This is a genomic window from Rathayibacter sp. AY1F2 (assembly GCF_002930885.1).
Lineage (GTDB): Bacteria > Actinomycetota > Actinomycetes > Actinomycetales > Microbacteriaceae > Rathayibacter.
The window spans coordinates 17,901-43,635 of sequence record NZ_PSVG01000008.1; the positions used below are offsets into that span (position 1 = coordinate 17,901).

Genomic DNA, 25,735 nt, shown 5'->3' on the forward strand with positions numbered 1-25,735 from the left:
CTTCTCCTGCGCCGCGCTCATCGCACGACCTCCGCGCCGAGGCCGCGGGTGTTGAGCGCCGAGAGGCGGCGCACCTCGGGCATGGCCGCGTCGATGGTGGCGCGCACGCCGCCGTCGCCCGGCTCCGCGAGGATGCGGTCGATCACCGGGAGGACGCGGTCGGCGAAGCCGGGGACCGGCTCGACGCACAGCTGCGGCAGGCCGATGAGGCGCATGATGCCCTCGACCTTGCCCTGGGTGGCGAGGGTGATCGCGGGGACGCCGAGCGAGAGCGACATGATCGCGAGGTGCATCCGCCCGGTGACGGTCAGCAGGGCGTCCTCGGCGAGGCCGCGGATCTCGGCGGGCATGAGCACGCGGTCGACGACGGTGACGCCCTCGGTTCCCACGCGCTCGGCGACCGCGCGGACGGCCACCTTGTCGTCGCCGATGGGGCGGGAGACGTGCGGGAGGAGCACGACGTGAACGCCGGCCGCGCGCAGGCGGTCGACGATGCGCTCGTACTCCGGCACCTGGTCGACCATGCCGGCGACGAGGGCGCTCGCGTTCACGAGCGCGAAGGGGACGCCCTCGGGCAGTCCCAGATCCTCGCGGAAGCTGCGGTCGCGGGTGCGCGCCGAGAAGACGATGTCGGTGACCTCCTCGACGCGCTGCACGCCGATGCTCCGGGCGCGCTCCGCCGAAAGCGGGTCGCGGAGCATCGGGACGACGCCGGCGCGGGAGGCGGCGATCAGGGAGCGGCGGGCGGCGAGGCGGGCCGCCGCGTTCCAGGAGAAGCCGAGGACGCGCGTGGGCACCCCTGCCTCGGCGGCGGCCTGCGCGAGCAGGGAGCGGCGGACCGAGCCGCGGAGGCTGTACTTGCCGTCCATCATGTCAGCGCCGACGACCGAGACCGAGCGGGCGCGGCGGATCAGCGCGGCGTAGGCGCGGAGATCGGCGGCGTGCGCGTCGCCCACTCCGTAGACCAGGTGCGGGAGCTCGACGACCTCGACCCGGTCGGCCTGCTCCTCGGGGATCACGACGTCGCCGGCGTAGCGCTGGACGACCACGACGGGGCCGGTGGTGTTCTCGAGGAACGCCTCCAGCATGGCCTGGTCGCCGATGTTGCCGCTGCCGGGAGCGGCGATCACGAGGTGAGACTCGGGCTCGGGTCGGAGGTCCGCGAGGGCGGCGCGGAGCACCGCCGCGTCGCGTCGGGCGGGCAGGCGGGTCGTCGTGACGAAGTCCTTCTTCCAGGACTTGACGACGCCGAGCTTGAGTTTCATCGATCTCTTTCGGTGGGAGGAACGGCGGCGGGAGGCCGCTCGGAGTCGGGGATGCCGGCCGTGACGGCTCCGTCGACCAGCGCGCTGTCGCCGGTGGGGCTGATGGCGTCGACCGTGGCCGGGGCCGGAGCGGCGGCCGGGCGGCTGCGGCGGAAGTGGCGGCGCAGGTCGGCGAGGCTGAGGATCTGGCGGCGGAACGCGGGGAGGATCAGCATCCAGAGCCCGACCCCGACCAGGACGGCGGCGCCGCCCAGGAGGAGGCGGAGGACGGGCTGGTCGGCGGCGATCCAGACGGTGGAGAAGTAGGCGCCCACCGTGATCGAGCCGAACGTGATGCCGCTGCGGAGGCCGTTGGTGAACATCTCGCGGACGGGGGCATCGGAGGTGCGGCCGATCCAGATCAGCGCGGTCGGCCAGGTGAGGGCCAGCGAGCCGGCGTACGCGACCGCGACGCCCGTCACTCCCCAGTTGGAGCCGAGCAGGATCAGGACGACCATCAGCGGGCGGGTCGCCAGGCTGTACCAGACGCTCTGGCGCACGAGACCCTTGGCGAGGAACACCCAGTTGGAGCAGTACGCCGTGGCCTGGAAGAACCCGGCCACGAGCAGGATCTGGAAGATCGGGACCGAGGCGAGCCAGCGCTCCCCCACCAGGATCCGGATGACCGAGTCGGACTGGGAGCCGAGGACGGCGAGCACGAGGCCCATCGCCGTCAGCATCGCCGACTGGCCGAAGAGGATGAACGTGCGGAACCGCTCGCGCTCGTCCTGCAGCTTGGACAGCACGGGCAGTGCCACGCGCTGCACCGGAGAGTTCAACTGCTGCAGCGGCAGCATCATCAGCTGGAACGCGCGGTTGTAGAGGCCGAGGTCGACCGGGCCGAAGCGCGCGCCGATGATGACGGAGTCGACGTTCTTGCTCACGTAGGTCAGCGCCTGGGTCGCGAAGACCCCGCCTCCGTAGCGGAGGAAGTGGCCCATCGCCTCGCCGCGGCGGTAGCGGCCGGGACGCCAGCCCGTGATGAAGACCAGCATCAGCACGCTGATGAGCGGCTGCACGATCTGGCTCCCGGCCAGCGCCCAGTAGCCGGCGCCGCCGAGCGCCATCAGCACGCCGACCACGAGGCCCAGCACCTGGGCGACGATGTCGACCAGGGTGATCTTCACGAAGCGGAGGTGACGGGCGAGGTCGGCGCGGAACTGCGTCGAGATTCCGTTGAGGAGGAACGTCGAGGAGAGCACGACGGTCAGCAGCTGGAGCCGGTCGTCGCCGTAGAGGGCGGCGATCGGCCAGGAGGCCGCGATGACCACCAGGGTGAGGGTGAGGCCGATGCCCGAGTTCATCCAGAACAGGTTGCTCTTCTGGCCCGGCGTGATCTCCTTCGCCTGGATGGCGGCGGAGGAGAGGCCGAAGTCGCGGAAGATCTCGCCGATGCCGATGATCGCCGTGACCATCGCGAGCAGGCCGTAGTCGGCCGGCGAGAGCAGGCGCGCGAGGATGACGATGCCGCCCAGCTGGACGGCGATGCGGATCGCCTGCCCGCCGATGGTGACGGCGGCGCCGCGGCTCGCCGAGCGGCTGAGGCTCGGTGACGGCTTCTGCGTGGTCCCGGTCATCGGGTCGAGCCCTTCTTGGTGGCGATCGCGCCCTCGTAGGCCTTCTTGAGCTGGAGTCCGAGCACGTCCCAGTCCCGACCGGAGAGGGCGGGGAGCCCCTCCGGCGGCCGGGTGCGCGTGCGCTCGAGAGCGGCGGTGATCAGCTCGGGGGTGAGCTCGCCGTCGTACTCGATCACCCAGTCGCTGCCGACCTCCTCGGCCAGGGCCGTGTTGGTGGGCGTGCGAGGCACCAGGATCGGCCGGCCGAGCGACAGGGCGACCAGGATCGAGCCGGAGTTGTGCATCTCGCGGTAGGGAAGGACGATCAGCTCGGCCCGGCCGATCTCGTCGACCATCTCGGCGTCGTCGACCCGGCGGAGCGTGGTGCGCACCCGGGTGTCGCGGGCGGCCCGCTCCTCGACCAGCTCGCGCTGGCCCGTGCTGGGGCTGCCGACGACGTGCAGGGAGAGGGAGTCGTCCTCCACGCCGCGGAACACGTCCATCAGCTCGACGACGCCCTTGTACGGGCGGATGATGCCGAAGTAGAGGACGCGGCCGTGCTCGCGCTCGGGCAGCGGGTGCTGCGCGAACTGGTCGCGGTAGTGGCCGTGCAGCACGGTGACGGCGGGCGCCCGGCCGGGAGCGACGGTCGTCGGGTTCAGGCGGACGAACAGGTCGGTCGCGCGGTCGACCCGGGCCAGCGAGCGGCGCTCGGCGGCGGGACCGAGCTCGTGCGGGTGCAGGTTGTGCACCGTCCGCACGAGCGGGATGCGCTGGAGCGCGAGGCGCACCAGCAGCACGTCGAGGGCGCGGCGGCGGAGGAAGCGGTGCAGCGGGCTGCGGCCGCGGATCATCAGCTCGGGCCAGTGCACGTGCAGCACGTCGTAGTCGGCGAGCAGGGCGCTGCGCCAGGAGAAGAACAGCAGCTCGACGCCGGGCGCCAGGCCGTCGACGATCGAGTCGACGTACTGCGTGGTCGAGTCCGGCGGCGCGAGCGACTGCTGGACGACGAGCGCGGCCGGCGACGAGTCGTTCCTGCGGGCGAGGCGGCTCATCGCTCGCCCCGCATCCCGACGGCCATCGGCGCGTCGAAGATCCTCGCCCCGAGGGGCTGGCGCATCCGGATGCCCTTCGAGAAGTCGGGGACGTGCACCGGGTTGAGGCAGATGATGACGAGGAATCCCAGGAGCAGGTGGCTGGGGCGGACCGCGTCGATGGCGTTGTAGCCGGCGAGGCAGACCATGAAGCCGAGCAGGCCCGCCGCAGGACCGACGTCGCGACGGCTGAGCGTGGCGCCGAACATCGCGGCCACCATGATCACGAAGAGCAGCAGGCCGGGGATGCCGACGCTGATCAGCAGCTGCAGGAACGAGTTCTCGATGACGACGTCCGAGAACCGCCTGCCGCTGATGCCGGACGTCGCCGCTCCGGAGCCGAGCCAGTGCGTGAGCTCGGCCGCCTTCAGCGACACGGTCACCGCGAGGTCGCGGGCGCCGGCCGAGATGGAGGCGTCGAGGTTGTTGTTGCGGGCGGTGACGGGCTCGAAGTTCAGGACTCCGACACCCGCGACGAGCCCGGCGATCAGGATCGAGCCGGGCCGGAGCAGCGAGCGGTTCGGGTTGAGGAAGCCCACGGCGACGAGCGCGACGACGACCGCGACGGCGATGGCCGCCATCGGTCCGCGCGAGACGGTCGCGACGACGCCGCCCGAGGCCAGGATGCCCAGCAGCAGGTCCGACTTGCGGGAGCCCTGGAGCCAGGAGCCGAACGCGAGACCGGCGCCCACCGTGAGGAAGGTGCCGGCGAGCAGCGGGTGGCCGAAGGTGATCTCGGCGCGGTAGAGCGACCAGTGCTGGTCCTGCTCGTAGCCGAGGGCGCCGTAGACGGCACCGAGGATCGGGGAGCTCTGCGCGACCAGCTCGAGGGCGGCGTAGAGGGCGAGCAGCCCCGAGAGGATCACCCACGTCTTGCGCAGCAGCACGGCCTCGCGCTGGGCGTCGAAGACGAGCATCGGCACGCCCACGCAGATCGCGAAGCTGAACATCCACGAGACGCCCTCGGTCGCGTAGGAGCTGCGCACCGTCGCCAGGGCCGACCAGAGCATGAGGGCGATGAACGCGAGGATCACCACGGCCCGCCACGGGGAGAGCACGAGCTCGCGGGTCCACGCCTTGACGGGGGCGCGCCACAGCTCGGGAGCGAGCCCGCGCCGGATCGCCCAGATCACGAGGATGACGGCCCAGAGCGTCATGCGGAACGTCAGGGTCGAGGGGGTCAGCGGCGTCGGGACGAGCGCGAAGAACGCGAGCGCCATCGCCGGCAGCCAGTGCGCGGGGACCCGCAGCAGCACGTAGGCTCCGACGATGCCGCCGACTCCGGCGGCGATCACCAGGAGGCCGGTGCCCGGCTCCCGGGTCGAGAAGATGTACCCCATCCCGAGGACGATCACCAGGGCGACCGAGAAGAGCGCGCCGACGAGGAGTCGTCGCGGGAGGATGTCGATCACGTCAGGGAGTCCTTCTGGCGTCGGAGCGGAGTGGTGGAGGAGGGGGCGGGCGGTGCGGCACTCACGGGAGTGGTCCCGTCGGCCTCGATGAGGATCGCGATGCCCTCGCGAGCCGCCTCTCGGCGGCTGGGACGCCTGCGATGCCGTGCCCTCCTCCTCCACTGCTCGACCCTGGCGCCGACCCCCGGGGAGGAGGGGTCGCGTCGGTCCTGCCGCGGATCAGGCGGGGCCCTCCTGGAGCCAGCGGCGGAAGGTCCCGACCGAGTCCTTGTTGGTGAAGTCCGGGACGACATGGCCGCCCTCGTAGCCGGCGCTGTTGTGGTAGGCGATCGTCGCCTCCTTGGCGACGGGGAGCGCGAGGCGGCGGAGGCGTCCGCCGTGCAGCTCGGCAGGAGCGAGCTGGTCGGCCGTGCCGGCGCTGACGCGCAGACGCATGCCCTGCCAGGCGGACTGCGGCAGCCGGGCGGGGTTGGTCGCGCGCATCAGCGCCCGGTCTCCGCCGTACACCGCGAGGACGCGGTTCGGCTGGCTGTCGTCGCGCGCCGCGAGGTCCTCGACGTCGAAGACGCTGCTGGCGTGGTAGGCCCCGTAGATGTTCGGCACCATCTTCTTCGCGTAGGCCCAGCACATCATCGCGCCGCCGCCGGAGTTCGAGCGGAGGAAGCTCCCGCGGACGTTCCAGAGGCTCTGCACCCAGGCTGTGGCGGCCGTCTGCACGGCGAGCGCCGTGGGGTTGGTGTAGTTGCTCGGGCCGCCGAAGTCCGGGCAGATGCTGACGAAGCCCAGGTCGACGAGCGGATCGGCCGAGTAGAAGTAGGCCTTGTCGAGCGCCCTGAAGCTGCTGCCGCTGGCGTGGTAGAACCAGGCGACCGGCACCGAAGAGCCTGATTTCGGCTTCGCCGAGTGCGGGACGAAGAGGCGGGTGGAGTCGCTGCCGATCTTCACATCGATGATCTCGTAGGGCTTGTTGCCGCTCTTCGAGAACTTGGTGTCGAGGCGCGAGACCTCGCCCGGGAGCCTCGGGATCACGCTGTAGTTCGGCGCGGCGAGCGCCGGGGTCGCTACGAGAGCGGAGGCGGTCGCGGCGGCTCCGACAGCGGAGGCGGCGAGCAGGAGGCGGCGCGAGAGGCCGCGCGGGGTGTCAGTCATATCGAGAATCCTTCGGAGCTTTCGCCATCAGTGTCGAGTCGGCCGACCATTCCGAATTCGACGCACATGAAGTGACGTCCGGCCCCCCAACCCATTCGAGAGTGTACGGGCCGCGGATGACGCGTGGATGTCGTTCTCATCACGTCTGGTCGCTCGGGCGGGGATCAGCGGGAGGAGGGGAAGAGTCGGCGGGAGAGGCCCGAGGACTTCTCGGCCGTCTCGTGCACCACGAAGGGCACGGCGGAATCGGCGGAGACGACCCGCCTCGCCGCGGCGAGTTCGAGCGTCTCGCGGGAGAGGCCCTCGATGTCGACGGTGACCGCGAGGCCGGAGTCGGCCAGGCGCGTGGCGATCTGCACCTGGTGGTCGTCGACGTGCTCGCCGAACGAGGCGCGGCGCGGAACCAGGATCGGCACCCGGCCCTGCTCGATGGCGCTGAGCGCGGTGCCCACTCCCCCGTGCGCGATGACGACGTCGGCCGCCTTCATCGCGGCGTTGAGCTCGTCGTGCGGCACGGAGTGGCGGCCGTCGATCCCGAGCCCGGAGACGTCGTTCGCTCCGGTCTGCCAGAGCACCTCCACGCCCTCGAGCAGCGGCGCGAGCGCGGCGAAGAAGCGGGGGAACGGGTAGCCGTCCTGCGTGCCGACCGAGACCACGGCGCGGCGGATCGGCTGCGGGACGACGTCCTCGACGCGGTAGGTGTCGAAGATCGAGCCGCCGAAGCTCCAGCGGTCGTCGGCCCAGGAGCGGTACTGGGTGTAGGTCGAGACGGCGGGGACCCGGGCGAGGATCCGACCGGTCATCGACGGGCCGAGCACGCGGGCGGCGCTCTCGATGTAGTGCGCGGGGATGCCGCGCGAGGCCGCGAGCGGCAGGAAGGAGAGGGCGGGGCTGGCGCCGGTGCTGAAGACGGCGTCGAAGGACCCGCGGGCCAGCAGGGAGCGGCCGATCATCGCGTTGCGGAGCACCGGCACCACGGCGCGGGGCGGCGGATCGGCGAGGTGGGTCACGCGCCGGTCGGCGAGGAGGGTGCGGCTGAGGGCGCTGTCGACGGTCGCCCAGTGCTGCTCCTCCGGGTCGACTCCGAGGAGCCCCGAGAGGGCGAACATCTCCTTGAGATGTCCGCCGCCGGAGCAGACGAAGAGATACGAAGCCATACGCGCCTTCACTGGTGATGATCGAGATAACAGGCGTGTGGATGATCGATCGTCCGCCGAGAACGACCCCCCGGTCCCTGGTGCAGAAGTCGCCCGATCATAGCAGGGAGGGTCCCCGAGGGGCACTTCTCTGAGAGAACTGTTCACCTCGCCGGAAAGCGATAGCGGCTCATTCGACAGGCGATATCCGCTCACTTCTCCGGAGGGTGGAAAGCGATATTCGCTCGACTCGGGGATGACCGGGAACGTCGCTCGGCACCCCGATAGCGGACCGGCCGATTCCCGTCGATCACCTGCACCGCACGGGCCGCGCGCGTAGCGTCGGACCACCGGCGCAGAGGCCGGTCGACCCAGGAGGAGCGCCATGAGCGACAACGAGCAGAACAGCCCCGTGATGGACGGAGCCGAGGACGCCAGCAACGACGAGAAGCTCGGCGGCCTGATCGACCAGGTCGAGCACGACCACGGAGCCGAGGGCGCCGGCGCGATGGCCGAAGCGCTCCGCGACCGCGCCGACGAGACCGACACCGAGATCACCGAGGAGTCGGACGCGTCCGGCCCGGTCGAGGACAGCGGCACCGCCCAGGTCTGAGCGACGGGGCCCGGAGGACGACTCCGGGCCCCGATCCCTGATCGCTGGGGAGAGCGGTGGGCCCTCCGGATCGCTCGTCAGAGCGGCCCGGCGAGCGCCGCCCGATGTGCACCGGAGCGGCCCGATGAGCGCCGCCCCACCCCCAAAGCCCTGTTTGACGGTGCGGGAGCCGCCGGTCACCATGGCCGCATGTCCTCTCTCGACGAGCTGCGCGCCACCGCGCATCCGATCCGCCTCCGCCTGCTGTCCCTGGTGACGGGAGCGGCGATGAGCGCCGCGGAGGCCGCCCGCGAGCTGCAGCTGTCGCAGGCGACGGCGAGCTACCACTTCCGCGTGCTGGAGCGCGCCGGGCTCGTGGCCGTCGTCGAGACCGTGCGCCTGCGGGGCGGCGAGGCGAAGAGGTACCGGCACGAGGCCTCCGGAAGGCCCTTCGACGTGACCGCGTCAGTGGACGCCGGGCCGGAGGAGGAGCGGGACCTGCACCTCGAGGCCCTGATCGAGGAGCTCCGGCGGCGCTCGTCGAGCCGGGCGGACGGTCCTCAGCTCTCGACGGACGCGGAGCTCTGGGTCGACCCCGAGGTCTGGCGGCGGGTGGTGCGGCACGTCGGGGAGGCGTCCGCGCTGCTGCACGCGGCGGCCCGGCCGCCGAGGACGCCCGGGACCGCGCCGGTGTCGATGACGACCGCCATGTTCCCGCTCCGCCGGCCGTGACCCGCGACGGGCGCGGGCCGATGGCGCACGGTCCTCTCGCGCACGGCCCCTTCCGCTGGCTCCTCGCCGCCCGCACGACCGGCGTCCTCGGCAACGCCGTCGCTCCGATCGCCCTGGCCTTCGCCGTGCTGGACCTGACGGGCTCGCCGACGGACCTCGGACTCGTCGTCGCCGCGCGCTCCCTCGCCAACGTCGCCGTCCTGCTGCTCGGCGGCGTCCTCGCCGACCGGCTCCCCCGCTCCGTGATCCTCGTCGGCACCTCGCTCGCGGCGGCGGCCACTCAGGCCGCGGTCGCCGTGACGGTGATCACGGGGACGGCGACCGTCCTGGCCCTGGTCGTGCTCAGCGTGCTCAACGGCGCCGTCGCGGCGATGAGCCTGCCCGCCGCGGCCGCCCTCGTCCCCGAGACGGTGCCGGTCGGCGAGCTCCGCCCGGCCAACGCCCTGCTCCGCCTGGGCCTGAACGCCGGGAGCATCGTCGGCGCCTCGGGCGGGGCCGCGCTCGTCGCACTGGTGGGTCCCGGGTGGGGGCTGGCGGTCGACGCCGCGGGCTTCGCCCTGGCCGCCGTCCTCTACTCCCGTGTGCGGCTGCCGCGGACGGTCCGCTCGGGCCCGGGCGCCTCCGTCCTCGCCGACCTCCGCGAAGGGTGGCGGGAGTTCACGAGCCGGCGCTGGGTGTGGATCGTCGTGGCGCAGTTCACCGCCGTCAACGCCGCGTTCGTCGGCGCGACCACGGTCCTCGGCCCGGTCGTCGCCGACCGGTCCTTCGGCCGAGCGGCATGGGGACTCGTGATCGCCGCGCAGACCGTCGGCCTGGTGATCGGGGCCGTGATCGCGCTGCGCTGGCGGCCCCGCCGGGCGCTCGGGGCGGGCGTCGCCCTCATGGCGGTGACGGCCGTCCCGGTCGCCGCCCTCGGGATCCTCCCGGCGCTCCCCGCCCTCCTCCTCGCCTTCGCCCTCGGCGGAGTCGCGCTCGAGATCTTCGCCATCGCCTGGGACCAGTCGCTGCAGACCCACGTCCCCCGCGAGGCGCTCGCCCGGGTCTACTCCTACGACATGGTCGGCTCCTTCCTCGCCGTGCCGCTCGGGGAGGCGCTCGTGGGCCCGCTCGCCGACCTCGTCGGGCTCGACCGCACCCTGCTCGGCTGCGCCGCGGTCGTCCTCGTCGCCTCGCTCCTCGCGGCCTCCAGCAGGAGCGTCCGCGGGGTGGGCACGGACCGTCCGCGGCCGCAGACGCTCTAGCGCGTCACGGGAGGCGCGGGTGCGCAGGAAGGGGCGCACCACCCGGAGCCCGGGGGAAGGCAGCTCCAGGACGCCGTCCCAGGTGGCGGGGACGTCGGGGAAGCCGTGCACGAGCACGAGCGGAGTGCCGTCCTCCGGTCCCTCGTCGAGGTAGTGGACGTCGGTGAAGCGCGTGGACAGGACGCGCGCACCCGTCCCCTCCTGCTCCGGCCCGTCCGAACGGGAGTGCCGCGGCCCGCTCACGGGCGGTAGAGGGAGTCGACGGGGACCTCGCGGCTCGAGCCGTCCCGGGTGGTGATCGTGACCGTGCCGGCGGGCCCGGCGGCGAGACCGTCGGACGAGGGCCACCAGGCGGTCCAGGAGCCGCCCTCGAGGGTCGCGACGACCGGCTCGACGCCGGCCTCGTTCAGCACCACCGATTCCACGTCCGCGCCCGCGAAGCCGACCGCGTAGATCAGAGCGGCGTCCCCCTCTCCGAAGGTGCCGGCCGAGCTGAGCTGGACGGCGTCCGCGGCGAGGGGGCCGGCCGGTGCGGCGTCCGCCACCTCCCACATCCCCGCGCCGTTCCCGGCGCTGAGGCAGTAGTAGAGGGAGTCGTCGAAGCGGTAGATCATCGAGGCGGCGTCGCCGCGCGCGTCGAGGTGCGAGACCTCCGCCGGCCCGGCCTCGCCGTTGGGGCTCTGCAGGTTCGTCGCACACCACTGCGTCGCCGACTGCCCGAGCTCGGAGCTCGGCAGGAGGCGCTCGGGGATCGCGGTCCAGGAGGCGAGCACCGCGCGGTTCAGCCCGACGGAGCCGGTGCCGGGGATGAGACCCGGGACCACGACGATCACCGCGGCTGCGGCTGCGGCGGCCAGGAGCACGGTCGCCGCGCCGGCGACGGCCCAGTCGCGGGGGCGGAAGAAACGGGGAGCGGCCGCGTCCTCGCTGACCAGGATCTCGCCGAGGAGCGCGTCCCGACGTGCGGCCTCGGCAGCGGAGAGAGGGGTGCGGGGCTCGGCGTCGTGCGCGCGGAGCAGGTCGAGGAGCTGGTCGGTCATGAGAGGGTCCGTTCTGCCGTGCCGGAGAGGAGCGTGGAGTCGAGGGGGGCGAGCAGCGCCGCCAGCCGCCGCTTCGCGCGGGTGAGCCGCATCGCGTAGGCGGCCCGGGAGCAGCCGAGCACCTGCGCCGCCTCGGCCTGCGGGAGGTCCTCCCACACGTGGAGGGCCAGAGCCTCCTGCTCGGCGAGGGGCAGCCGCTTCCACGCGCTCTCCAGGTCGAGGCGGTCGCCGACCGACGGGTCGGCCTGCTCCTCCGGGGCGAGGGTCCCGATCCGCACGGCCAGCGCCTGCCGGCGGTTCTCGCCGCGGGCGGCGTTGAGGATCGCGTGCCGGGCGGTGCCGAACAGCCAGGGCCGCACGTTCTCCGGCAGGTCCTGCCGGCGACGCCAGGCGGCGAGGAAGGTCTCGCCGACGATGTCGTCGACCGTCGCGGCGGGAGCGCGGCGGCGGACGAAGCGGAGCAGGTCGTCGAAGTGGGCGCGGTACAGCTCGGAGAAGTCGTCTCGGGAGCGGATGCTCATGGTTCCCCTTTCGCGGAGTCACAGGTACATGTCCGGCTGCGGCGGCGATGCAACATCCGTGTCGGCGGGAGTCCCGCTGGGGCGGTGGCCGCGGCGTCCTGCGCGGCGCTCCGTGTCCGGGCAGGATCCACCGCGCGGGGGAGGTCCTGCGAGCGGCAGGCGGCGATCCGCATCGACCGCACGCCGGAGAGGAGGGGCCCTCGGCGGGTGGCGGGCTGTCGGAGGGAGCAGCGGACGCGCGGTCATCCCCGAGGCGCACCGGACGCGACTCCCGGACGACGCACCGGACTCCTCCGGCCCGGGACTCTGGCAGAACGCCGCCGAGCCTCTGCTCCCGGCGCCCGTCCCGCCCAAGGAGACCTTCGTGAACCGCGCCCTCGCCCTCGCCGCCGCCTCAGCCCTCGTCGTCGTCGACGTCGTCCAGCGCGCCGCTGACGCCCGATGACCGGCTCCGGGAAGCCGGCCGGCGATCAGGCTCCGCTCCGCCTCGCGCTCGTGCACGTCGACTTCTGGTCGGCCGTGAAGCTCTCGTTCCTGCTCGGCCTCGCGCTCGCGATACTCGGCCTCGTCGCCGTCCTGGTCGCCCATCCGCTGCTCGTGCACTCGGACCTCTTCACTCAGGCCGACACGCTCCTCGGGCAGGTCGTCGGCGATCAGATCGACCTCGACGCGATCCTCTCGCTGCCGAACGTGCTGGGCTTCGCGCTCGTCGGAGCCGTGCTGAACACCGTCGTCGCCACCGCCCTGGGCGGGGTGGGGGCGCTGCTCTTCGGATCCGCCGCCGCCCTCGCGGGCGGGCTCCCGGTCGGCCTCGCTCGGCAGTGAGGGGCTCCGCTCCGACTAGGCCGCGAGCCCTCCCTCGGGAACCGGGGACGGACGGTCGTCACCGAGGAGCGGCGCCTGCTCGGGCTCAGCGGCGACGACCATGTCGCGCCCGGACGCGGGGGTGAGGAGCTCGCGCAGCCAAAGGCGATTCACGGCGTGCAGACGGGGATGATCGAAGCGGTATTCCAGCACCGCGTTCGGCTGCACGAGGATCGCGTGCGAGCGCGGCTCCGACTCCTGCAGCGTCCTCCAGGTCAAGCGGAACGGCTGCCCCTGCTCCATCCGCGCGCGCACGGCGATCCGCACGTTCGCGAGCGTCCGGTCCTCGAACTCGATCCGGCGCCGCCAGGCGCCGAAGATCAGCACTCCCACGGGGGCTCTCCTCATCGTGTCGGTCGAGCAGCCCGCAGAACGGCGGGGGCGGCGGGCGCGAGGCTCGCAGGGCCGGACCGCCATCGGACGGTCCTGTCGTGGGGACCGGAGTAGAGGTGGGTCCGAGGCTGGTCCCTTCCCGGAGGTGTGCGGACGGAGTGCGCTCCCGCGTCAGTCGGCGAAGATCGCGCCGACCGGCTCGCGCTTCTCGGCCTGGAAGCGGTCCTCGGCGCGGCCGAGAGCCCAGTAGGCCGAGAGCGAGAGCGCCCGGCGCTCCACGCCCCACTCGTCCTGCAGGAGGGCCCGCAGCTGCTTCATCGCGGTGCGCTCGCCGTGCGCGAAGACCTCGAGCACGCCCTCGGGCCTCGGCTCGGCCCGGACGGCCGCGACCAGCGCCCGGCCGGCCTCGAGACCGCCGCGGTGCAGCCAGCGCACCTCCACTCCGGCCGGAGCGGGAAGCGCGAGCTCGTCGGCGGCCGAGTCCACCTCGATCAGGACCAGGCCGCGCGCGTGCGCGGACATCCCCTCGAGGGCGGAGGCGATCGCCGGCAGAGCGGAGTCGTCGCCGAGCAGCAGGTGCACGGCCTCGGGGTCGGCGCTCGGCGACCAGGCGCCACCGGGCGCGGAGAGCGCGATCCGGTCGCCGGGAGCCGCGGCGAGCGCCCACGGTCCCGCCACCCCTTCGTCGCCATGCACGACGAAGTCGACGGCGATCGAGCGCCGCTCGAGGTCGACCGAGCGGACGGTGTAGGTGCGGCGCACGGGCAGCTGCTCGGGGGCGACGCTCGCCCGGAGCGCGTCGAGGTCGAAGGGCGGCTGGAGGTCGGAGCCGCGCGGCGGGAGCAGGAGCTTCACGTAGCGGTCGGTCGCGGCGAGGCGCTCGGGGTCGGACTCGGCGAGGAACGCGTCGAGCCCGTCGCCGCCGAGGTGCACGCGGACCAGGTGACCGGTGAGGCGCTCGGTCCGCAGCACGGTGAGCACGTGCTGGCTGCGGGCGCGGCGCGGGCGGTCGGGGGACGGGGCGGCGTCGGTCATCCGCCCAGCATGCCCGGTCGTGCTCGGTGCGGGCCGAGTGCAGGCCGCTCGCGGGCGGGCGCCGAGGGGTCACGATCGGTCGCTTCGGGAGGGAGGAAGGAGCCGTTCGTGACGCATCGGAGCAGGCCGATGCGAGGCCGGGACGTCGCGGCGGTGCCGAGCGCGAGGCGGCGGCGCGGGCGCGCGTACGGACGAGTGGGCGCCGAGGGGTCACGAACGGTTGCTTCGGGAGGACGGAAGGAGCCGTTCGCGACGCATCGGAGCAGGCCGGGACGTCGCGGCGGCGCCGAGCGCGAGGCGGCGGCGCGGGCGCGCGTACGGACGAACGGGCGCCGAGGGGTCGCGAACGGTCGCTTCGGGAGGACGGAAGGAGCCGTTCGTGCCGCATCGGAGCAGGCCGAGGGCACGGACGGGGCATTGCGGCGGGGATCCGCGCGAGGCGGCGGCGCGGGCGGGCGCTGATCCGTCGCTCACGGCCTGCGGAGGAGCGCAGGACGGGCCGTCCGCGACGGATCGGAGCGGGCCGGGCGCGACTGGGCGCCGCCCGCGGAGCGAGCGCGGGCCTGCCGGAGGGCGCCGGGCGTCGATCCGTCACGAACGGCCCGTGCGGGAGGACGGAACGGGCCGTCAGCGACGGATCGGAGCGGGCGGCCGGAGGCCGGGCCGACGGAGCGGAGCGGACAGCAGCGCCCGTCGGCGGAGCGGGCGGCGCCGCGGCCGGTCAGCGACGGCTGGGAGCGGGCGGCCGGAGGCCCCGGCCGACGGAGGGGAGCGGACAGCAGCGCACGTCGGCGGAGCGGGTGGCGCCCCGGCCGACGGCCCGGCGGGCGGCCGGTGGCGCGAGGTGCGCTCGCGCGGGGCGCGGCGGCGGGGGCGCGCCTACTCTCGCGGGATGACTGCGACGGCTCCGCGACTCCGGCACGACCGACTGGTCGCCCCCGACGTGCTGCGCGGAGTGGCGGTGGCTGCCATGCTCGTCGCGCACGCGATGCCGCTCGTGCCGAGCGCGCGCACGGGAGTGGTCGGGTTCCTGGCGTGGAACGTCAACGATCTCGCGTCGCCGCTGTTCGCGCTGGTGATGGGGATGTCGGCGGCCCTGGTGCTCGCGCGGCCCGGTGCCTCGCCCGGGCGGGTGCTGCTGCGGAACGCGATCCGCGGCGCGGTGCTCGTGGCGCTCGGCGTCTGGCTCGAGACCTGGGGCAGCTGGATCGCGATCGTGCTGCAGTACCTCGGCGTCGTGCTCGTGCTCGGCACGCCGCTGCTGCTCCTCCGCTCCCGGACGATCGCCGCGCTGGCCGCTGTGCTCGCGCTCGCCGCCGGGCCCGTGAACGCCGCGGTCGCCGCCGCCGCATCCGGCTCTCCGCTCGCCCTCTGGCTCTTCAGCGGGCCGAGCTACCGCGCGACCAACCTGCTCCCCTTCTTCCTCCTCGGAGCCCTGCTGCTGCGGCACGGCGCGCAGCGGGACCGGCTGCTGCCGGTGCTCGCGGCGGTCGCGGTCGTCGCGTATCCGGTGCGGCCGCTGGTCGCGCTCCTGCTCGGCGTGGAGTCGCCCTCCGGCAGCCTCCCGGACACCCTGCACGACCTCGGGCTCGTGCTCCTGGCCTACGTCGCGGTGGTGCTGTCGACCACGTCGCGCTCCCCCGCTGTCCAGCGGCTGCTGGTGCCGCTCCGGGCGATCGGCACGCTCGCGCTCTCGGTCTACGTGCTGCAGGTGGCTCTCGTCGCGGCGCTCGCGCGGGCGGGCCTCGGCTACTCCGCCGACACTCCGCTCGCCGCTCTCGCCCTCGTGCTCGGGCTGTGCGCGGCCGCCGTGCTGTGGTGGCGGTTCCTCGGTGCGGGCCCCGTCGAGCGGCTGACGGCGCGGCTCACCGGGCTCGTGCCGCGCTGAGCCGCCCGGCCGCCCGGCTGGGTCCGCGGCGAGGACCTGAGCCCGCTGCGGTCCGCGGCGAGCTCGCCTGAGCTCGCGTCGGACCGCGGCGAGTTCGCCTGAGCTCGCGAGGTCCGCGGCGACCTCGGCTGAGCCCCCGACGCCCGACGGCCCGTACACGGGCGCAGGCCGCCGGGCGTCCCCTCCCTCAGCGCGCGAGCGCCGACGCCTCCTTCGCGAGGGCCGGGCCGTGCGCCGCGAGCACCAGGTCGCGCACCGCGGTGGCCGGGAGCGACGCGGCTCCGGCCGGCAGCAGGTCCGCGTCCGAGGCCAGCACGAGCGGAGTGTCCGACGACGAGGACGGCAGCCTCCCGTGCGTGCCGCGCACGAGCGACGCGTCCAGGGGCACCAGGTTCATCGCGTAGCGCAGCCCCAGTGCCTTCTTGGCCAGGTTGCCCGCCGCCTTCGCCTTCACCAGCGGGTCGGCCGGATCGAAGAAGAGCTCGGCCGGGTCGTAGCCGGGCTTGCGGTGGATGTCGACGCCGCGGGCGAAGTCGGGCGCGCGGTCGTCGTCGAGCCAGTAGTAGTAGGTGAACCACGCCCCCGGCCGGGCGACCACGACGAACTCGCCCGAGCGCTCGTGGTCGAGGCCGTAGCGGGCCTGCGCCTCCCGGTCGAGCACCTCGTCGACGCCGTCGAGCCCCTCGAGGATCGAGCGCACCCGCGGCAGGTCCGCCGCGTCCTGCACGTAGACGTGCGCGACCTGGTGGTCGGCGACGGCGAACGCGCGCGACGTCCACGGGTCCAGCTGCTCGCGGCCGTCCTGCACGTAGACCTCGAGCAGGCCCTCGCGGCGGAGCGCCCGGTTCACGTCGACCGGAGTGTCGGCGTCGGCGATCCCGTACTCGGCGACCACGATCACCGACGCGCCCAGCGCCTCCGCGTCGTCGAGCAGCGGAGCGAGCACCACGTCGAGCTCCGACGCGGCCCGGCGCGCCTCGGGCGAGTCCGGTCCGAAGCGCTGGAGGTCGTAGTCGAGGTGCGGCAGGTACGCCGTGGTCAGCTCGGGCGGGCCGGAGCCGTCGCCCGCCAGCACATGCCGGGTCGCGTCGACCATCCACTGGGTCGAGCGGAGCGACGCGGTCGGCCCCCAGTACTGGAACAGCGGGAAGGCGCCGAAGCGCGAGACCAGCTCGTCGTGCAGCGCCGGCGGGCGCACGTACGCGTCCGGCGACTTGCGGCCGTCGGCGTGGTAGATCGGGCGCGGAGTGACGGTGACGTCGGTCGTCGCCCCCATCGCGTACCACCAGCCGATGTTGGCCGCGCGGTACGGCTCCCCGCTCAGCCGGCGCGCGGTCTCCCAGACCTTCTCCCCCGTGACCAGGCGGTTGTGCTGGCGCCACAGGTGCACCTCGCCGAGGTCGCGGAAGTACCAGCCGTTGCCGACGATCCCGTGCTGCGCGGGCATCGAGCCGGTGAGCATGGTCGACTGCACGCTGCAGGTGACCGCGGGCAGGACCGTGTCCAGCGGCAGGCGCCCGCCCGCGCGGGCCAGCCGCGAGAGGCGGGGCATGTCGGCGAGCGCCGTCGAGGTCAGCCCGACCACGTCGAGCAGCAGCACGGGCCTCACAGCGCCGCCGCCTGCGGGAGGAGGGGCGCCAGCAGCGCCTCTCGGGAGGCGGGCGTGAGCAGGTGCGCGGCCGCCCAGGCGAGCTCGGCGCCGATGCCCGTCGAGAGGTCGCTCGGGGCGTCGGCGAGCACCGACCAGGTGTAGGTCTCGACGTCGAGGTGGATCTCGTCGTACGGCCAGGCGGCGTCGACCGCCGAGACCGCCTCCGCCAGGACGGCCGTGGTCGCCGAGAGCGGCGCCTCCGGCCGGTGGTGCAGCGGCACGTGGAAGTGCACGCGCCACGGGCCGGTGCCGGGGAGCGTGTCCAGCGCCTCGGGCAGGTCGTCGACGCGGAGCACTCCGTCGATCCCGTTCTCGCGGGTCTGGTGCAGGTAGCGCTTCTCGACGAACGGGGTGAGCGCGGCGCGGCCCGAGGGGTCCTCCAGGTGGAGCGCGGCCGAGGCCTGCACCTTGACCACGCGCAGGCCCGCGTCGCGGATGCGGCGGACGGCCGAGGCCGGGTCGGCGAAGGAGACGGCGAGGTGGCAGGTGTCGAGGCACACGCCCACGTACGCCGGGTCGACCACTCCGATGCGCGGGTGCAGCCAGTCGACGACGTCGTCCACGGTGTCGAGGATGCAGCCGGGCTCGGGCTCGATCGCCAGGCGGATCGCGTGGCCCGTGGAGCGGCGCAGGTCGCGCAGCTCCTCGACGAGCCGGGCGAGGTTCCGGCAGGCGGCCTCGTCCTGCTCCCGCCCCCAGCCCTCGCGCCAGCCCAGCGGCAGCGTCGAGATGCTGCCGTCGGCGCCGGCGGGCAGCAGGTCGGCCAGGATCCGCGCGCAGTCGATCGTGTACTGCAGGCGCTCCGGCGTGGTCCAGTCGGGGCGGTAGACGTCGAGCTTCACGACCTCGGCGTGGAACGCGGCGTACGGGAACGCGTTGAGCGTGCGCACCTCCAGGCCGTTGCGCTGCAGGGCCGCGCGGAGGACGGCGCGGTCCTCGGCGCTGGCGACCAGGCGGGCCGCGAGGTCACGCGGGATCCACAGGCCGACTCCGACCAGGGCGAGCCCGGCGGCCACGCGCGCGGGTCCGGCGTAGACGTCGAGCTGGCGGACGACTCCGGCCAGGTCCTCGGCGGGATGGACGTTGGTGCAGTAGGAGAGGTGCATCACACGACCTCCGCCACGCGCGGCGCGCCCCGGAGCACGGAGTTGCCCTCGAAGGTGCGGCCGGCCGACTCCTGCACGTCGAAGCCCGCGACGGGCGAGAGGTCCAGGCGTCCGCTCTGCCCGTAGAACTCGACCGGGTTCTGCCAGAGCAGCCGGTCCACGTCGCCCGCGCTGAAGCCGGCGACGAGGAGGAGGCGGCCGGTCTTCGCGGTCGTGAGCGGGTCGGAGCGGCCCCAGTCGGCTGCGGAGTTGACCAGCACGCGGTCCAGCCCGATCCGCTCGACCAGCGTCACCAGGCGGGTCTCGTCCATCTTCGTGTCGGGGTAGATGGAGAAGCCCATCCAGCAGCCGGAGTCGCGGACCGCGTCGACGGTGACCTCGTTGAGGTGGTCGACGAGGACCCGCCCGGGCTCGAGCCCCGAGTCGGCGACGACCTCGAGGGTGCGGCGGGTGCCCGACTCCTTGTCGCGGTGCGGCGTGTGCACCATCGCGGGGAGGCCGTGCTCGCCGGCGAGCTCGAGCTGCTGGCGGAAGACCTGGTCCTCCTCGGGGGTGAGCGAGTCGTAGCCGGTCTCGCCGACCGCGACGACGCCGTCCTTGGCGAGGTAGCGGTCGAGCTCGGGCAGGACCGCCCGGCAGCGCGGGTCGTTCGCCTCCTTCGGGTTGAGCCCGATGGTGCAGTGGTGGCGGATGCCGAACTGCGCGGCGCGGAAGCGCTCCCAGCCGATCAGGGCGTCGAAGTAGTCCGTGAACGAGCCGACGTTCGTGCGCGGCTGGCCGAGCCAGAAGGAGGGTTCGACGACCGCGCGGACGCCGGCGTCGAACATCGCCTGGTAGTCGTCGGTGGTGCGGGAGGTCATGTGGATGTGCGGGTCGAAGATGCGCATCGTCGCGCCTTTCTCATCGGTGGTGGTGCCCCGCGGTCGGGGCGGCGTTCGGGGGCGGTCAGCTCGGCAGGAGCACCGCCAGATCGTCCGGGAGCGGGCGCCCGGCCGCGCGGCGCTCGTCGGCGAAGCGGCCGGCCATCGCGCGCAGCTCGGCGTCGCTGCGCTCCTCCAGCCCGGCGACCGCCGCGAGCGGGACGCCGAGGAAGACGAGCTTGAGCACCCCGTGCCGCCAGGCGTGCGCGTCGAGGTGGCGGCGGGCGAAGGAGCCCATCGCCGCGGCGACGAGCCGGGTGTCGTTGGCGCGCAGGGCGTCGGCGGTCAGCTCGAGGCCGGCGAGGGTCGTCGCCGGTCCCGGGTCGCCGAGGGCGTTCAGCCCGGCCAGCACTCCGCGGCGCTCGGCGCCGTCCCCGCCCCGGTAGAGGCGGAGGAGGAGAGCGGCCAGGTCATCGTCGCCGAGCGCCTGCGCGGCGGCCTGCACCAGGGCGGCGCGGGCCGCGTCGTCGTGCGTGCCGTGGACGAGGCCGTGCGGGTCCTCGGCGGGCCGGAGCGGCTCGCGTCCGGCCTCGCGGCCCGCGGCGGGGAAGAAGCGCTCGATCCGCGACGGGCGCTCGAGGACGGCGGAGCGGGCGGCCGCGGTCCACGGGTGCTCGGCGTGCGAGGAGGCGCCGCCGAGCGCCTCCTCCATCGCCGCGAGGCTCGCCACGGCCAGGCGGGGCGCGTCGTGCGAGTGCCGGGGCAGCTCGACGGCGGCGATCCCGCGGTAGCCGATCTCGGCGAGGGTCGCGAAGGCGGCCGCGAGGTCGAGCGATCCGGTGCCGAGCTCGAGGTGCTCGTGCCGCTCCGGGAGCATGTCGTCGACCTGCACGTTCAGCAGCAGGTCCCCGGCGCTGCGGAGGGCTCCGACCACGCCGTCCGGCTCCACCACGACGCAGTGGCCGAGGTCGACCGTCAGCCCGACCGACTCCGGGTCGCCGAGCTCGCGGCGCAGCAGCAGCGCGTCGGCCACCGTCTCCACCAGCATCCCCGGCTCGGGCTCGACGGCCAGCCGCACGCCGTGGCGCTCGGCCGTCGCGACGACGCCGCGCATCCGCTCGACGAGCAGCCGCCAGGCCGCGGCCGCATCGACGCCCGCCGGCACGACCCCCGACCAGAGGGAGACGGCGTCGGCGCCCAGCAGCGCGGCGATCTCGATCGCGCGCTCGAGGAAGCGGACCCGGGGGCCGGCCTCCTCGTCGACCAGCGTGGGGCGGTGCTTCGCGAACGGGTCGAGCAGGTACCGCGCGCCCGTCTCGACGACCACGCGCAGGCCCAGCTCGTCGAGCCGCGACCGGAGCGCCAGCGTCCGCTCGCGCCAGTCGGCTGCGAAGGGATCGAGGTGCGGGTGCCCGAGGGTGAGCGCGACGGCGCGGTACCCCGCGGCGTGGATCACCGTGAGCGCGTCGTCGAGGGTGTGGTCGGCGAAGCCGTTGGTGCCGTAGCCGAGGACGGGTCCGGTGGCGCTCATGTGATGTCCGCCGTCCGCGGGCGGCGGAGCAGGAGGGAGCCGAGCGCGTCGAGCGCGAGCAGCGCCGCCCCCAGCTCGGGACGCTTCAGACCGGCGAGCGCGGCCTGCAGCGGGATCATCCCGGTGATGCCCGCGCGGGTGGCCGTCCGCGCGGCCGCGGCCGTCGGCGTCCGCACGGCCTGCAGCTGCGCGGTGAGCACGAGCAGGAGCCAGCGCCCGAGGCCCGCGGCGACGACCGCGGCGGGGGCGGCCCGGCGCTCGGCCAGAGCGCCGGCCGCGGTGGACAGCGCGATCGCCGCGGTGCCGGCCGAGACCGCTCCCGCCGCGACCGGGGTGGTGCCGTGCACCTCGCCGCGCGAGAGCACGGTGACGCCGAGCGTGTGCGCGGCCACGGCGGCGGAGGCGGGGGCCGCCGCGCGCACGCCGTCGACGCCCGCGCCGAGCAGCACGTCGAGACCGCGGCAGGCCGCCATCACGACCGGGCCCAGCGGAGTCGGCTTCGCGAGCAGGTCGTACGACCAGATCCCGGCCGCGAGCGGCAGCGAGAGCGCGAGCGAGCGCCGCCCGTCCACGACGGCCGCCACGACGATCCCCGCCGCGGTCAGCGCGGCCGCCGTGCCCAGCGCCGCCGAGCGCTGGATGCGCCCCGAGGGGATCGGCCGCTCGGGCCGCTCCCGGGCGTCGAGCTCGGCGTCCGCGTAGTCGTTGAGCGCCATGCCCGCCGAGTAGAGCAGCGCCGAGGACAGCGGGAGCGCGACCGTGCGCGCTCCCATTCCGCGGCCCGCCCACGCTCCGCCCGCGACGGTGTCGCCGATCACGGTGAGCGCGGCCTTCGCGCGGACGAGCTCGAGGTAGTCGCGCAGCTCAGCCATCGCTCCGCGTCCCGCTCGTCACCGGGGTGCGGCGCTCGGCGACGAGCGCGCCGGTGCGGGCGGACCAGGCCACCAGCTCCGCGGTCTGCTCGGCGAAGCCGTGCACGTCGCTGCCCCACGGGTCCTTGAAGAAGAAGCCGAGCTCGCCGACCGGGCCCGAGACGCCGGCCTCGTCCGCGAGCGCCAGCAGGCGGGCGAGGTCGAGGATCAGCGGCGCCGCGAGGGCCGAGTCGTACGCCGACCAGATCGTCTGCACCGTGATCCGCGAGCCGAGGAAGCCCTCCGCGTGCACGTGGTCCCAGGCGGTCTTGACGTCGCCGAGGTCCGGGACGTTGTCGATGTGGAGCGGAGTGACGACGTCGTCGCCGAGGAGGCTGCGGAGTCCGCGGTTCTTCGAGACGAGCTTCGAGCGCACCGCCTCCGGGTCGGCGAGGGTCTGCCCGTCGCCGCCGCCGAGGAGGTTCGCCCCCGCCCACGAGAGCACGCGCATCCCGCGCGCCGTGAACATCGGCGCGAGCACGCTGCGGAGCAGGGTCTCCCCCGTCTTGCCGTCCTGGCCGGCGATCGGGATCCCGGCCTCGGCGGCCCACTCCTCCAGGGCCGGCAGGGCCAGCGCGGTCGAGGGAGTGAAGCAGGCGTAGGCCGCGCCCGCGACGACGGCCGAGAGGGCGGCGATCGAGCTCGGCGGCAGGAGGCGCTCGCCCGGACGCGCCAGGGCGGCGCGCAGAGCGGCGAGGTCGTGGAACTCGGGACGGTCGGCCGGCAGCACCTCGGTCGAGGCGACGTCGATCACGACGACCCGGGCGAGGCCGTGGCGCTCGCGGAAGACGACGATGTCGGCGGCCCGGCGGTCGATCTCCTCCTGCTGCGACGCGGCGTCGGAGGGGGCGAGGCGGATCTCGGCGTCGGTCGCGTCGATCCGGTCGGCCACCTCGGCGACGACCGAGGTCGGGAACATGCCGCCGGCCGCGAGGCCCGTGGCCCTCTCGAGCAGCGGGGTCGGCGAGACGTCGTGGCCGCCGATGACGATGTCGGCGAACCCGGCGAGCGGGACGTCCTCGAAGGCGGGGGTCGCGGTGGCGCAGCCCGAGCTGGGCGCGGCTCCGGCGGCGATGGCGTGCAGGCCCACGGCGGCCGTGGTGGCGACGCTGCCCCGGGCCCCGATCAGCCAGAGGCCGATGCGCCCGCTCGATCGGGGGGCGCCTGTGGTGGTGGTGTCGGACGAGGTCATCGTTCTCTCCTGTCTGGAAGGGCTGGCTGAGCGGCGATCGTCGGGGCGCACCCGGGCGATCGGAGTGGGGAGGGGCCTCGGCCGGGCGCGCGTCGCGCCTCCGGCCGGCCGTGTTGCGCAGGAACCGCACGCAGGGCCCGCCGAGATTGCGCGACCGTGCGTCGACTGGTTTCCTCAGGTGTGCTGTCCCCCGAACCCGTCCTCCGGGCCGAGAGAAGGAGCTGAGCGTGGCCGAGCGCGCGGGTACCGCGACCGGCGACATGCTGAGGCTGTTCGCCGACGGTCGGCCGCGCACCCGCGCCGAGCTGGTCGAGGAGACGGGTCTCGCGCGGACCGCAGTGATGACGCGCCTGGAGCAGTTCTTCGAGCTCGGACTGATCGCGCACCTCGACCGCGCTCCGTCGACCGGGGGCCGCCCGTCCGCGCGCCTCGTCTTCGACCCGGCCGTCCGCTCGCTCCTGGCCATCGACCTGGGCGCGGCGCACTCGACCATCGCGCTGACCGACTTCGACGGCCGCATCATCGCCGAGCGCCGCGAGGAGCTCGACATCGCGCAGGGCCCCGTGGCGGTGCTCGGGCACGCGCTCGACGTCTGCGACGGGATCCTCGCCGCGGCCGGGGTCGACCGCACCGCCCTCGCGGGCATCGGGGTCGGCGTGCCCGGCCCGGTGGAGCACGCGAGCGGCCGCCCGGTGCGCCCGCCGATCATGCCCGGCTGGGACGGCTTCGACATCCCCGCCTTCGTGCGCCGGCGCTACGACACCACGGTGCTCGTCGACAACGACGTGAACCTGCTGGCGCTCGGCGAGCGGGCCTCGCGGTTCCCGCACGCCCTCGACCTGATGTTCGTGAAGGTCGGCACCGGCATCGGCGCGGGCATCGTCTCGTCCGGGCTGCTCCAGCGCGGAGCCCTCGGCTCCGCCGGTGATCTCGGCCACGTCCAGGTGCCGCGCACGGCCCCGGCCGCGGCGGGCGGTCAGGAGGGGGACCTCGAGGCGGTCGCGGGCGGCTCCGCTCTGGCCGCCGGGCTCGCCCGGGCGGGCCGCGACGTGCAGTCGGTGCGCGAGCTGATCGACCTGCTGAAGGCGCGCGATCCCGAGGCCGTGGAGGCGGCGCGGATCGCGGGCCTCCAGCTCGGCGAGGTGCTGGCCACCTGCGTGAGCCTGCTGAACCCCTCCGTCATCGTGCTGGGCGGCGCGGTCGCCCTCGCCAGCCCGGAGATCCTGACGGCCGTGCGCTCGGTGATCGACGAGCGCTCCCTCCCCCTCGCGACGCAGCGGCTCGACGTGGTGACCGCCGAGCTGGGCGGCAGCGGGGGCGTGCGCGGTGCCGCGCTGATGCTGCGCGGGCACCTGCTCAGCCCCGCCGTGGTGGACGGCTTCCTCGAGCAGCTGCGCGCCGAGGGGCGGGCGGTCCGCTAGAGCGGCGGCCGCGCGCCCGGAGACGGCGGGCCGCGCCGGCGCGATCCCCCGCGGACCGCGTCGGCCGCACCCGGTCAGGAGCGGACCTCCGCGCGGTCGGCGTCCTCCGGCTGGGCGCCGAGAGCGGCGGCGACGGCGGCGTCGATGCGCGCCTGCTCCCCCGCGGCCCGGCGGCGGCGGCGGACGACGGTCAGCACGATGAGCCCGATGAGCAGGGCGAGGAGGAGCACGGCGCTCCACGGCACGGCCGCGGCCGAGGTCTCGGCGGTGGCGACCGGCACGTCGGGGACGACGACGGCGGAGTCGGCCTGCGCGGCCTGGTCGGCGGTGACGACGGTGCCCGAGAGCGCGGCGCGGGCGGTCGCGACGAAGAGCGGCCAGACTCCGGCGACGGTCACGGTGCGCGAGACGGAGGTTCCGGGGAGGAGCTCGGGCAGCGGCTCCGGGTCGGTCGCGGACACCGGCGCGAGGCCGAAGAGGCCGGCGACGCTGATCTCGGCGCCTGGCGCGATACGGGTGTTGCCCGCGTTGGTCACGGTGTAGTCGACGGTCGCGGAGCCGGGGGCGAAGGGGTTCCAGCCGCCCTGGTACGAGACGGCGAGGCCGTCGATCGACAGGCGCGGGGCGAGCTCGCCGCCGACGCGGAGGTACATGCGCGAGCCCAGGCGCCGGTCGACCGAGACTCCGGTTTTGCCCTGCACCAGGATCGAGGAGACGACGCCCGCGGCGTAGTCGCCCGGGGTCACGTCGTCGGGGACGACGACCTCGAACGGGACCTGCACGCTCTCGCCGGCGGGCACGGTGACCTCGGGCTCGGGGAACGCGATCCAGCTGCCGAGCTGCGTCGAGGGCTCCGCGGCGGGGAGCAGGTCGAGCTGGCCGGCCTCGGTGATGAAGCCGTCGGAGCCGTAGACGCGGAACGTCTGCTCCTCGTCGTCGTAGTTGGAGACGATCAGGGCGTCGCTGAGGCGGCCGCCGGGATCGAGGGCGTACGCGTAGTTCGGCCGCTCGCTGCCCTGCTCGGTGTCGGCGGGGCGCACCCCCCAGGTGACCGGCGTGGAGGCGGGGTCCGCCTCCTGGGCACCCGCCTGAGCCGAGAGGCCGCCGGCTGCGAGGAGCGTCATCAGCAGCAGGGCGGCGGTGGTGCGGGAGGTGCGTGGCATGAG

At 74.4% G+C, this 25,735-nt stretch carries 23 protein-coding genes; 6 read left to right on the forward strand and 17 right to left on the reverse strand.

The features are described from left to right. Nucleotides 1-17: 17 nt before the first annotated feature. The 6 genes from C5C54_RS08235 to C5C54_RS08260 form a co-directional block, all read right to left on the reverse strand. Nucleotides 18-1,265 carry a polysaccharide pyruvyl transferase family protein gene (locus C5C54_RS08235; RefSeq protein ID WP_104288120.1) on the reverse strand — a complete coding sequence of 416 codons (1,248 nt, stop codon included), beginning with the start codon at nucleotides 1,263-1,265 and terminating at the stop codon, nucleotides 18-20. Continuing rightward, a complete protein-coding gene (locus C5C54_RS08240) occupies nucleotides 1,262-2,881 on the reverse strand; it encodes a lipopolysaccharide biosynthesis protein (RefSeq protein ID WP_104288121.1) in 1,620 nt (539 codons plus the stop codon). Before C5C54_RS08240 ends, C5C54_RS08235 begins: the two co-directional genes overlap by 4 nt. Next, on the reverse strand, nucleotides 2,878-3,915 hold the full coding sequence (locus C5C54_RS08245) for a glycosyltransferase (RefSeq protein WP_104226616.1): 1,038 nt from the start codon (nucleotides 3,913-3,915) through the stop codon (nucleotides 2,878-2,880). The genes C5C54_RS08240 and C5C54_RS08245 overlap by 4 nt, the downstream gene beginning before the upstream one ends. After that, nucleotides 3,912-5,366, reverse strand: a complete 1,455-nt coding sequence (locus C5C54_RS08250) for an O-antigen ligase (RefSeq protein ID WP_104260672.1) — start codon at nucleotides 5,364-5,366, stop codon at nucleotides 3,912-3,914. The genes C5C54_RS08245 and C5C54_RS08250 overlap by 4 nt, the downstream gene beginning before the upstream one ends. A gap of 219 nt (nucleotides 5,367-5,585) precedes the next feature. Further along, complete coding sequence (locus C5C54_RS08255; RefSeq protein WP_104226614.1) at nucleotides 5,586-6,515, reverse strand: S9 family peptidase; 930 nt, start codon at nucleotides 6,513-6,515, stop codon at nucleotides 5,586-5,588. Between the two features lie 164 nt (nucleotides 6,516-6,679). Beyond that, nucleotides 6,680-7,672 carry a glycosyltransferase gene (locus C5C54_RS08260; protein ID WP_104260670.1) on the reverse strand — a complete coding sequence of 331 codons (993 nt, stop codon included), beginning with the start codon at nucleotides 7,670-7,672 and terminating at the stop codon, nucleotides 6,680-6,682. A gap of 364 nt (nucleotides 7,673-8,036) precedes the next feature. Here C5C54_RS08260 and C5C54_RS08265 point away from each other — a divergent pair, with 364 nt between their 5' ends. From C5C54_RS08265 to C5C54_RS08275, 3 genes are all read left to right on the forward strand, one after another. After that, nucleotides 8,037-8,264, forward strand: a complete 228-nt coding sequence (locus tag C5C54_RS08265; protein ID WP_104288123.1) for a hypothetical protein — start codon at nucleotides 8,037-8,039, stop codon at nucleotides 8,262-8,264. Nucleotides 8,265-8,453: 189 nt separating this feature from the next. Further along, nucleotides 8,454-8,975 carry a helix-turn-helix domain-containing protein gene (locus tag C5C54_RS08270; protein WP_104222473.1) on the forward strand — a complete coding sequence of 174 codons (522 nt, stop codon included), beginning with the start codon at nucleotides 8,454-8,456 and terminating at the stop codon, nucleotides 8,973-8,975. A gap of 20 nt (nucleotides 8,976-8,995) precedes the next feature. Next, nucleotides 8,996-10,216, forward strand: coding sequence for an MFS transporter (locus C5C54_RS08275; protein ID WP_104288173.1), 1,221 nt, complete (start codon nucleotides 8,996-8,998; stop codon nucleotides 10,214-10,216). A gap of 239 nt (nucleotides 10,217-10,455) precedes the next feature. Here C5C54_RS08275 and C5C54_RS08280 read toward each other — a convergent pair whose 3' ends face one another. Next, a complete protein-coding gene (locus tag C5C54_RS08280; protein WP_104269485.1) occupies nucleotides 10,456-11,256 on the reverse strand; it encodes a hypothetical protein in 801 nt (266 codons plus the stop codon). Beyond that, a complete protein-coding gene (locus tag C5C54_RS08285) occupies nucleotides 11,253-11,777 on the reverse strand; it encodes an RNA polymerase sigma factor (protein WP_104263229.1) in 525 nt (174 codons plus the stop codon). Before C5C54_RS08285 ends, C5C54_RS08280 begins: the two co-directional genes overlap by 4 nt. 441 nt (nucleotides 11,778-12,218) lie before the next feature. On the opposite strand from C5C54_RS08285, the gene C5C54_RS08290 reads away from it, so the two are divergent. Continuing rightward, nucleotides 12,219-12,602, forward strand: coding sequence for a DUF3566 domain-containing protein (locus C5C54_RS08290; protein ID WP_104269484.1), 384 nt, complete (start codon nucleotides 12,219-12,221; stop codon nucleotides 12,600-12,602). A gap of 15 nt (nucleotides 12,603-12,617) precedes the next feature. Here the strand turns inward: C5C54_RS08290 and C5C54_RS08295 are convergent, their stop codons facing one another. Together C5C54_RS08295 and C5C54_RS08300 are read right to left on the reverse strand one after the other, a co-directional pair. Continuing rightward, nucleotides 12,618-12,974, reverse strand: coding sequence for a hypothetical protein (locus C5C54_RS08295; RefSeq protein WP_104226608.1), 357 nt, complete (start codon nucleotides 12,972-12,974; stop codon nucleotides 12,618-12,620). A gap of 171 nt (nucleotides 12,975-13,145) precedes the next feature. Beyond that, nucleotides 13,146-14,009, reverse strand: a complete 864-nt coding sequence (locus tag C5C54_RS08300; RefSeq protein ID WP_104267453.1) for a siderophore-interacting protein — start codon at nucleotides 14,007-14,009, stop codon at nucleotides 13,146-13,148. An 892-nt stretch (nucleotides 14,010-14,901) separates the two neighbouring features. Between C5C54_RS08300 and C5C54_RS08305 the strand changes: the two genes are divergently transcribed. Beyond that, nucleotides 14,902-15,897 (forward strand): DUF418 domain-containing protein, encoded by a 996-nt coding sequence (locus C5C54_RS08305; protein WP_104263225.1) that lies wholly within the window; start codon nucleotides 14,902-14,904, stop codon nucleotides 15,895-15,897. Between the two features lie 187 nt (nucleotides 15,898-16,084). Here C5C54_RS08305 and C5C54_RS08310 read toward each other — a convergent pair whose 3' ends face one another. The 6 genes from C5C54_RS08310 to C5C54_RS08335 are packed head-to-tail and all read right to left on the reverse strand — an operon-like array spanning nucleotide 16,085 to nucleotide 23,148. Then, nucleotides 16,085-17,506 carry an alkaline phosphatase family protein gene (locus C5C54_RS08310; protein ID WP_104260663.1) on the reverse strand — a complete coding sequence of 474 codons (1,422 nt, stop codon included), beginning with the start codon at nucleotides 17,504-17,506 and terminating at the stop codon, nucleotides 16,085-16,087. Beyond that, on the reverse strand, nucleotides 17,503-18,654 hold the full coding sequence (gene eboE, locus C5C54_RS08315; protein WP_104226604.1) for a metabolite traffic protein EboE: 1,152 nt from the start codon (nucleotides 18,652-18,654) through the stop codon (nucleotides 17,503-17,505). The genes C5C54_RS08310 and eboE overlap by 4 nt, the downstream gene beginning before the upstream one ends. Beyond that, nucleotides 18,654-19,541 (reverse strand): TatD family hydrolase, encoded by an 888-nt coding sequence (locus C5C54_RS08320; RefSeq protein WP_104222466.1) that lies wholly within the window; start codon nucleotides 19,539-19,541, stop codon nucleotides 18,654-18,656. Before C5C54_RS08320 ends, eboE begins: the two co-directional genes overlap by 1 nt. 58 nt (nucleotides 19,542-19,599) lie before the next feature. Then, nucleotides 19,600-21,045, reverse strand: a complete 1,446-nt coding sequence (locus C5C54_RS08325) for an EboA domain-containing protein (protein WP_104288124.1) — start codon at nucleotides 21,043-21,045, stop codon at nucleotides 19,600-19,602. Next, nucleotides 21,042-21,917 (reverse strand): SCO3242 family prenyltransferase, encoded by an 876-nt coding sequence (locus C5C54_RS08330; protein WP_219812172.1) that lies wholly within the window; start codon nucleotides 21,915-21,917, stop codon nucleotides 21,042-21,044. The genes C5C54_RS08325 and C5C54_RS08330 overlap by 4 nt, the downstream gene beginning before the upstream one ends. Beyond that, nucleotides 21,910-23,148: an inositol-3-phosphate synthase gene (locus C5C54_RS08335; RefSeq protein WP_104288125.1), complete on the reverse strand. Its 1,239-nt coding sequence runs from the start codon at nucleotides 23,146-23,148 to the stop codon at nucleotides 21,910-21,912. Before C5C54_RS08335 ends, C5C54_RS08330 begins: the two co-directional genes overlap by 8 nt. Before the next feature lie 227 nt (nucleotides 23,149-23,375). Between C5C54_RS08335 and C5C54_RS08340 the strand changes: the two genes are divergently transcribed. Then, nucleotides 23,376-24,569 (forward strand): ROK family protein, encoded by a 1,194-nt coding sequence (locus C5C54_RS08340; protein WP_258062157.1) that lies wholly within the window; start codon nucleotides 23,376-23,378, stop codon nucleotides 24,567-24,569. 74 nt (nucleotides 24,570-24,643) lie between these two features. Here C5C54_RS08340 and C5C54_RS08345 read toward each other — a convergent pair whose 3' ends face one another. Continuing rightward, nucleotides 24,644-25,732 carry a hypothetical protein gene (locus tag C5C54_RS08345; RefSeq protein WP_146078810.1) on the reverse strand — a complete coding sequence of 363 codons (1,089 nt, stop codon included), beginning with the start codon at nucleotides 25,730-25,732 and terminating at the stop codon, nucleotides 24,644-24,646. Between the last annotated feature and the right edge of the window lie 3 nt (nucleotides 25,733-25,735).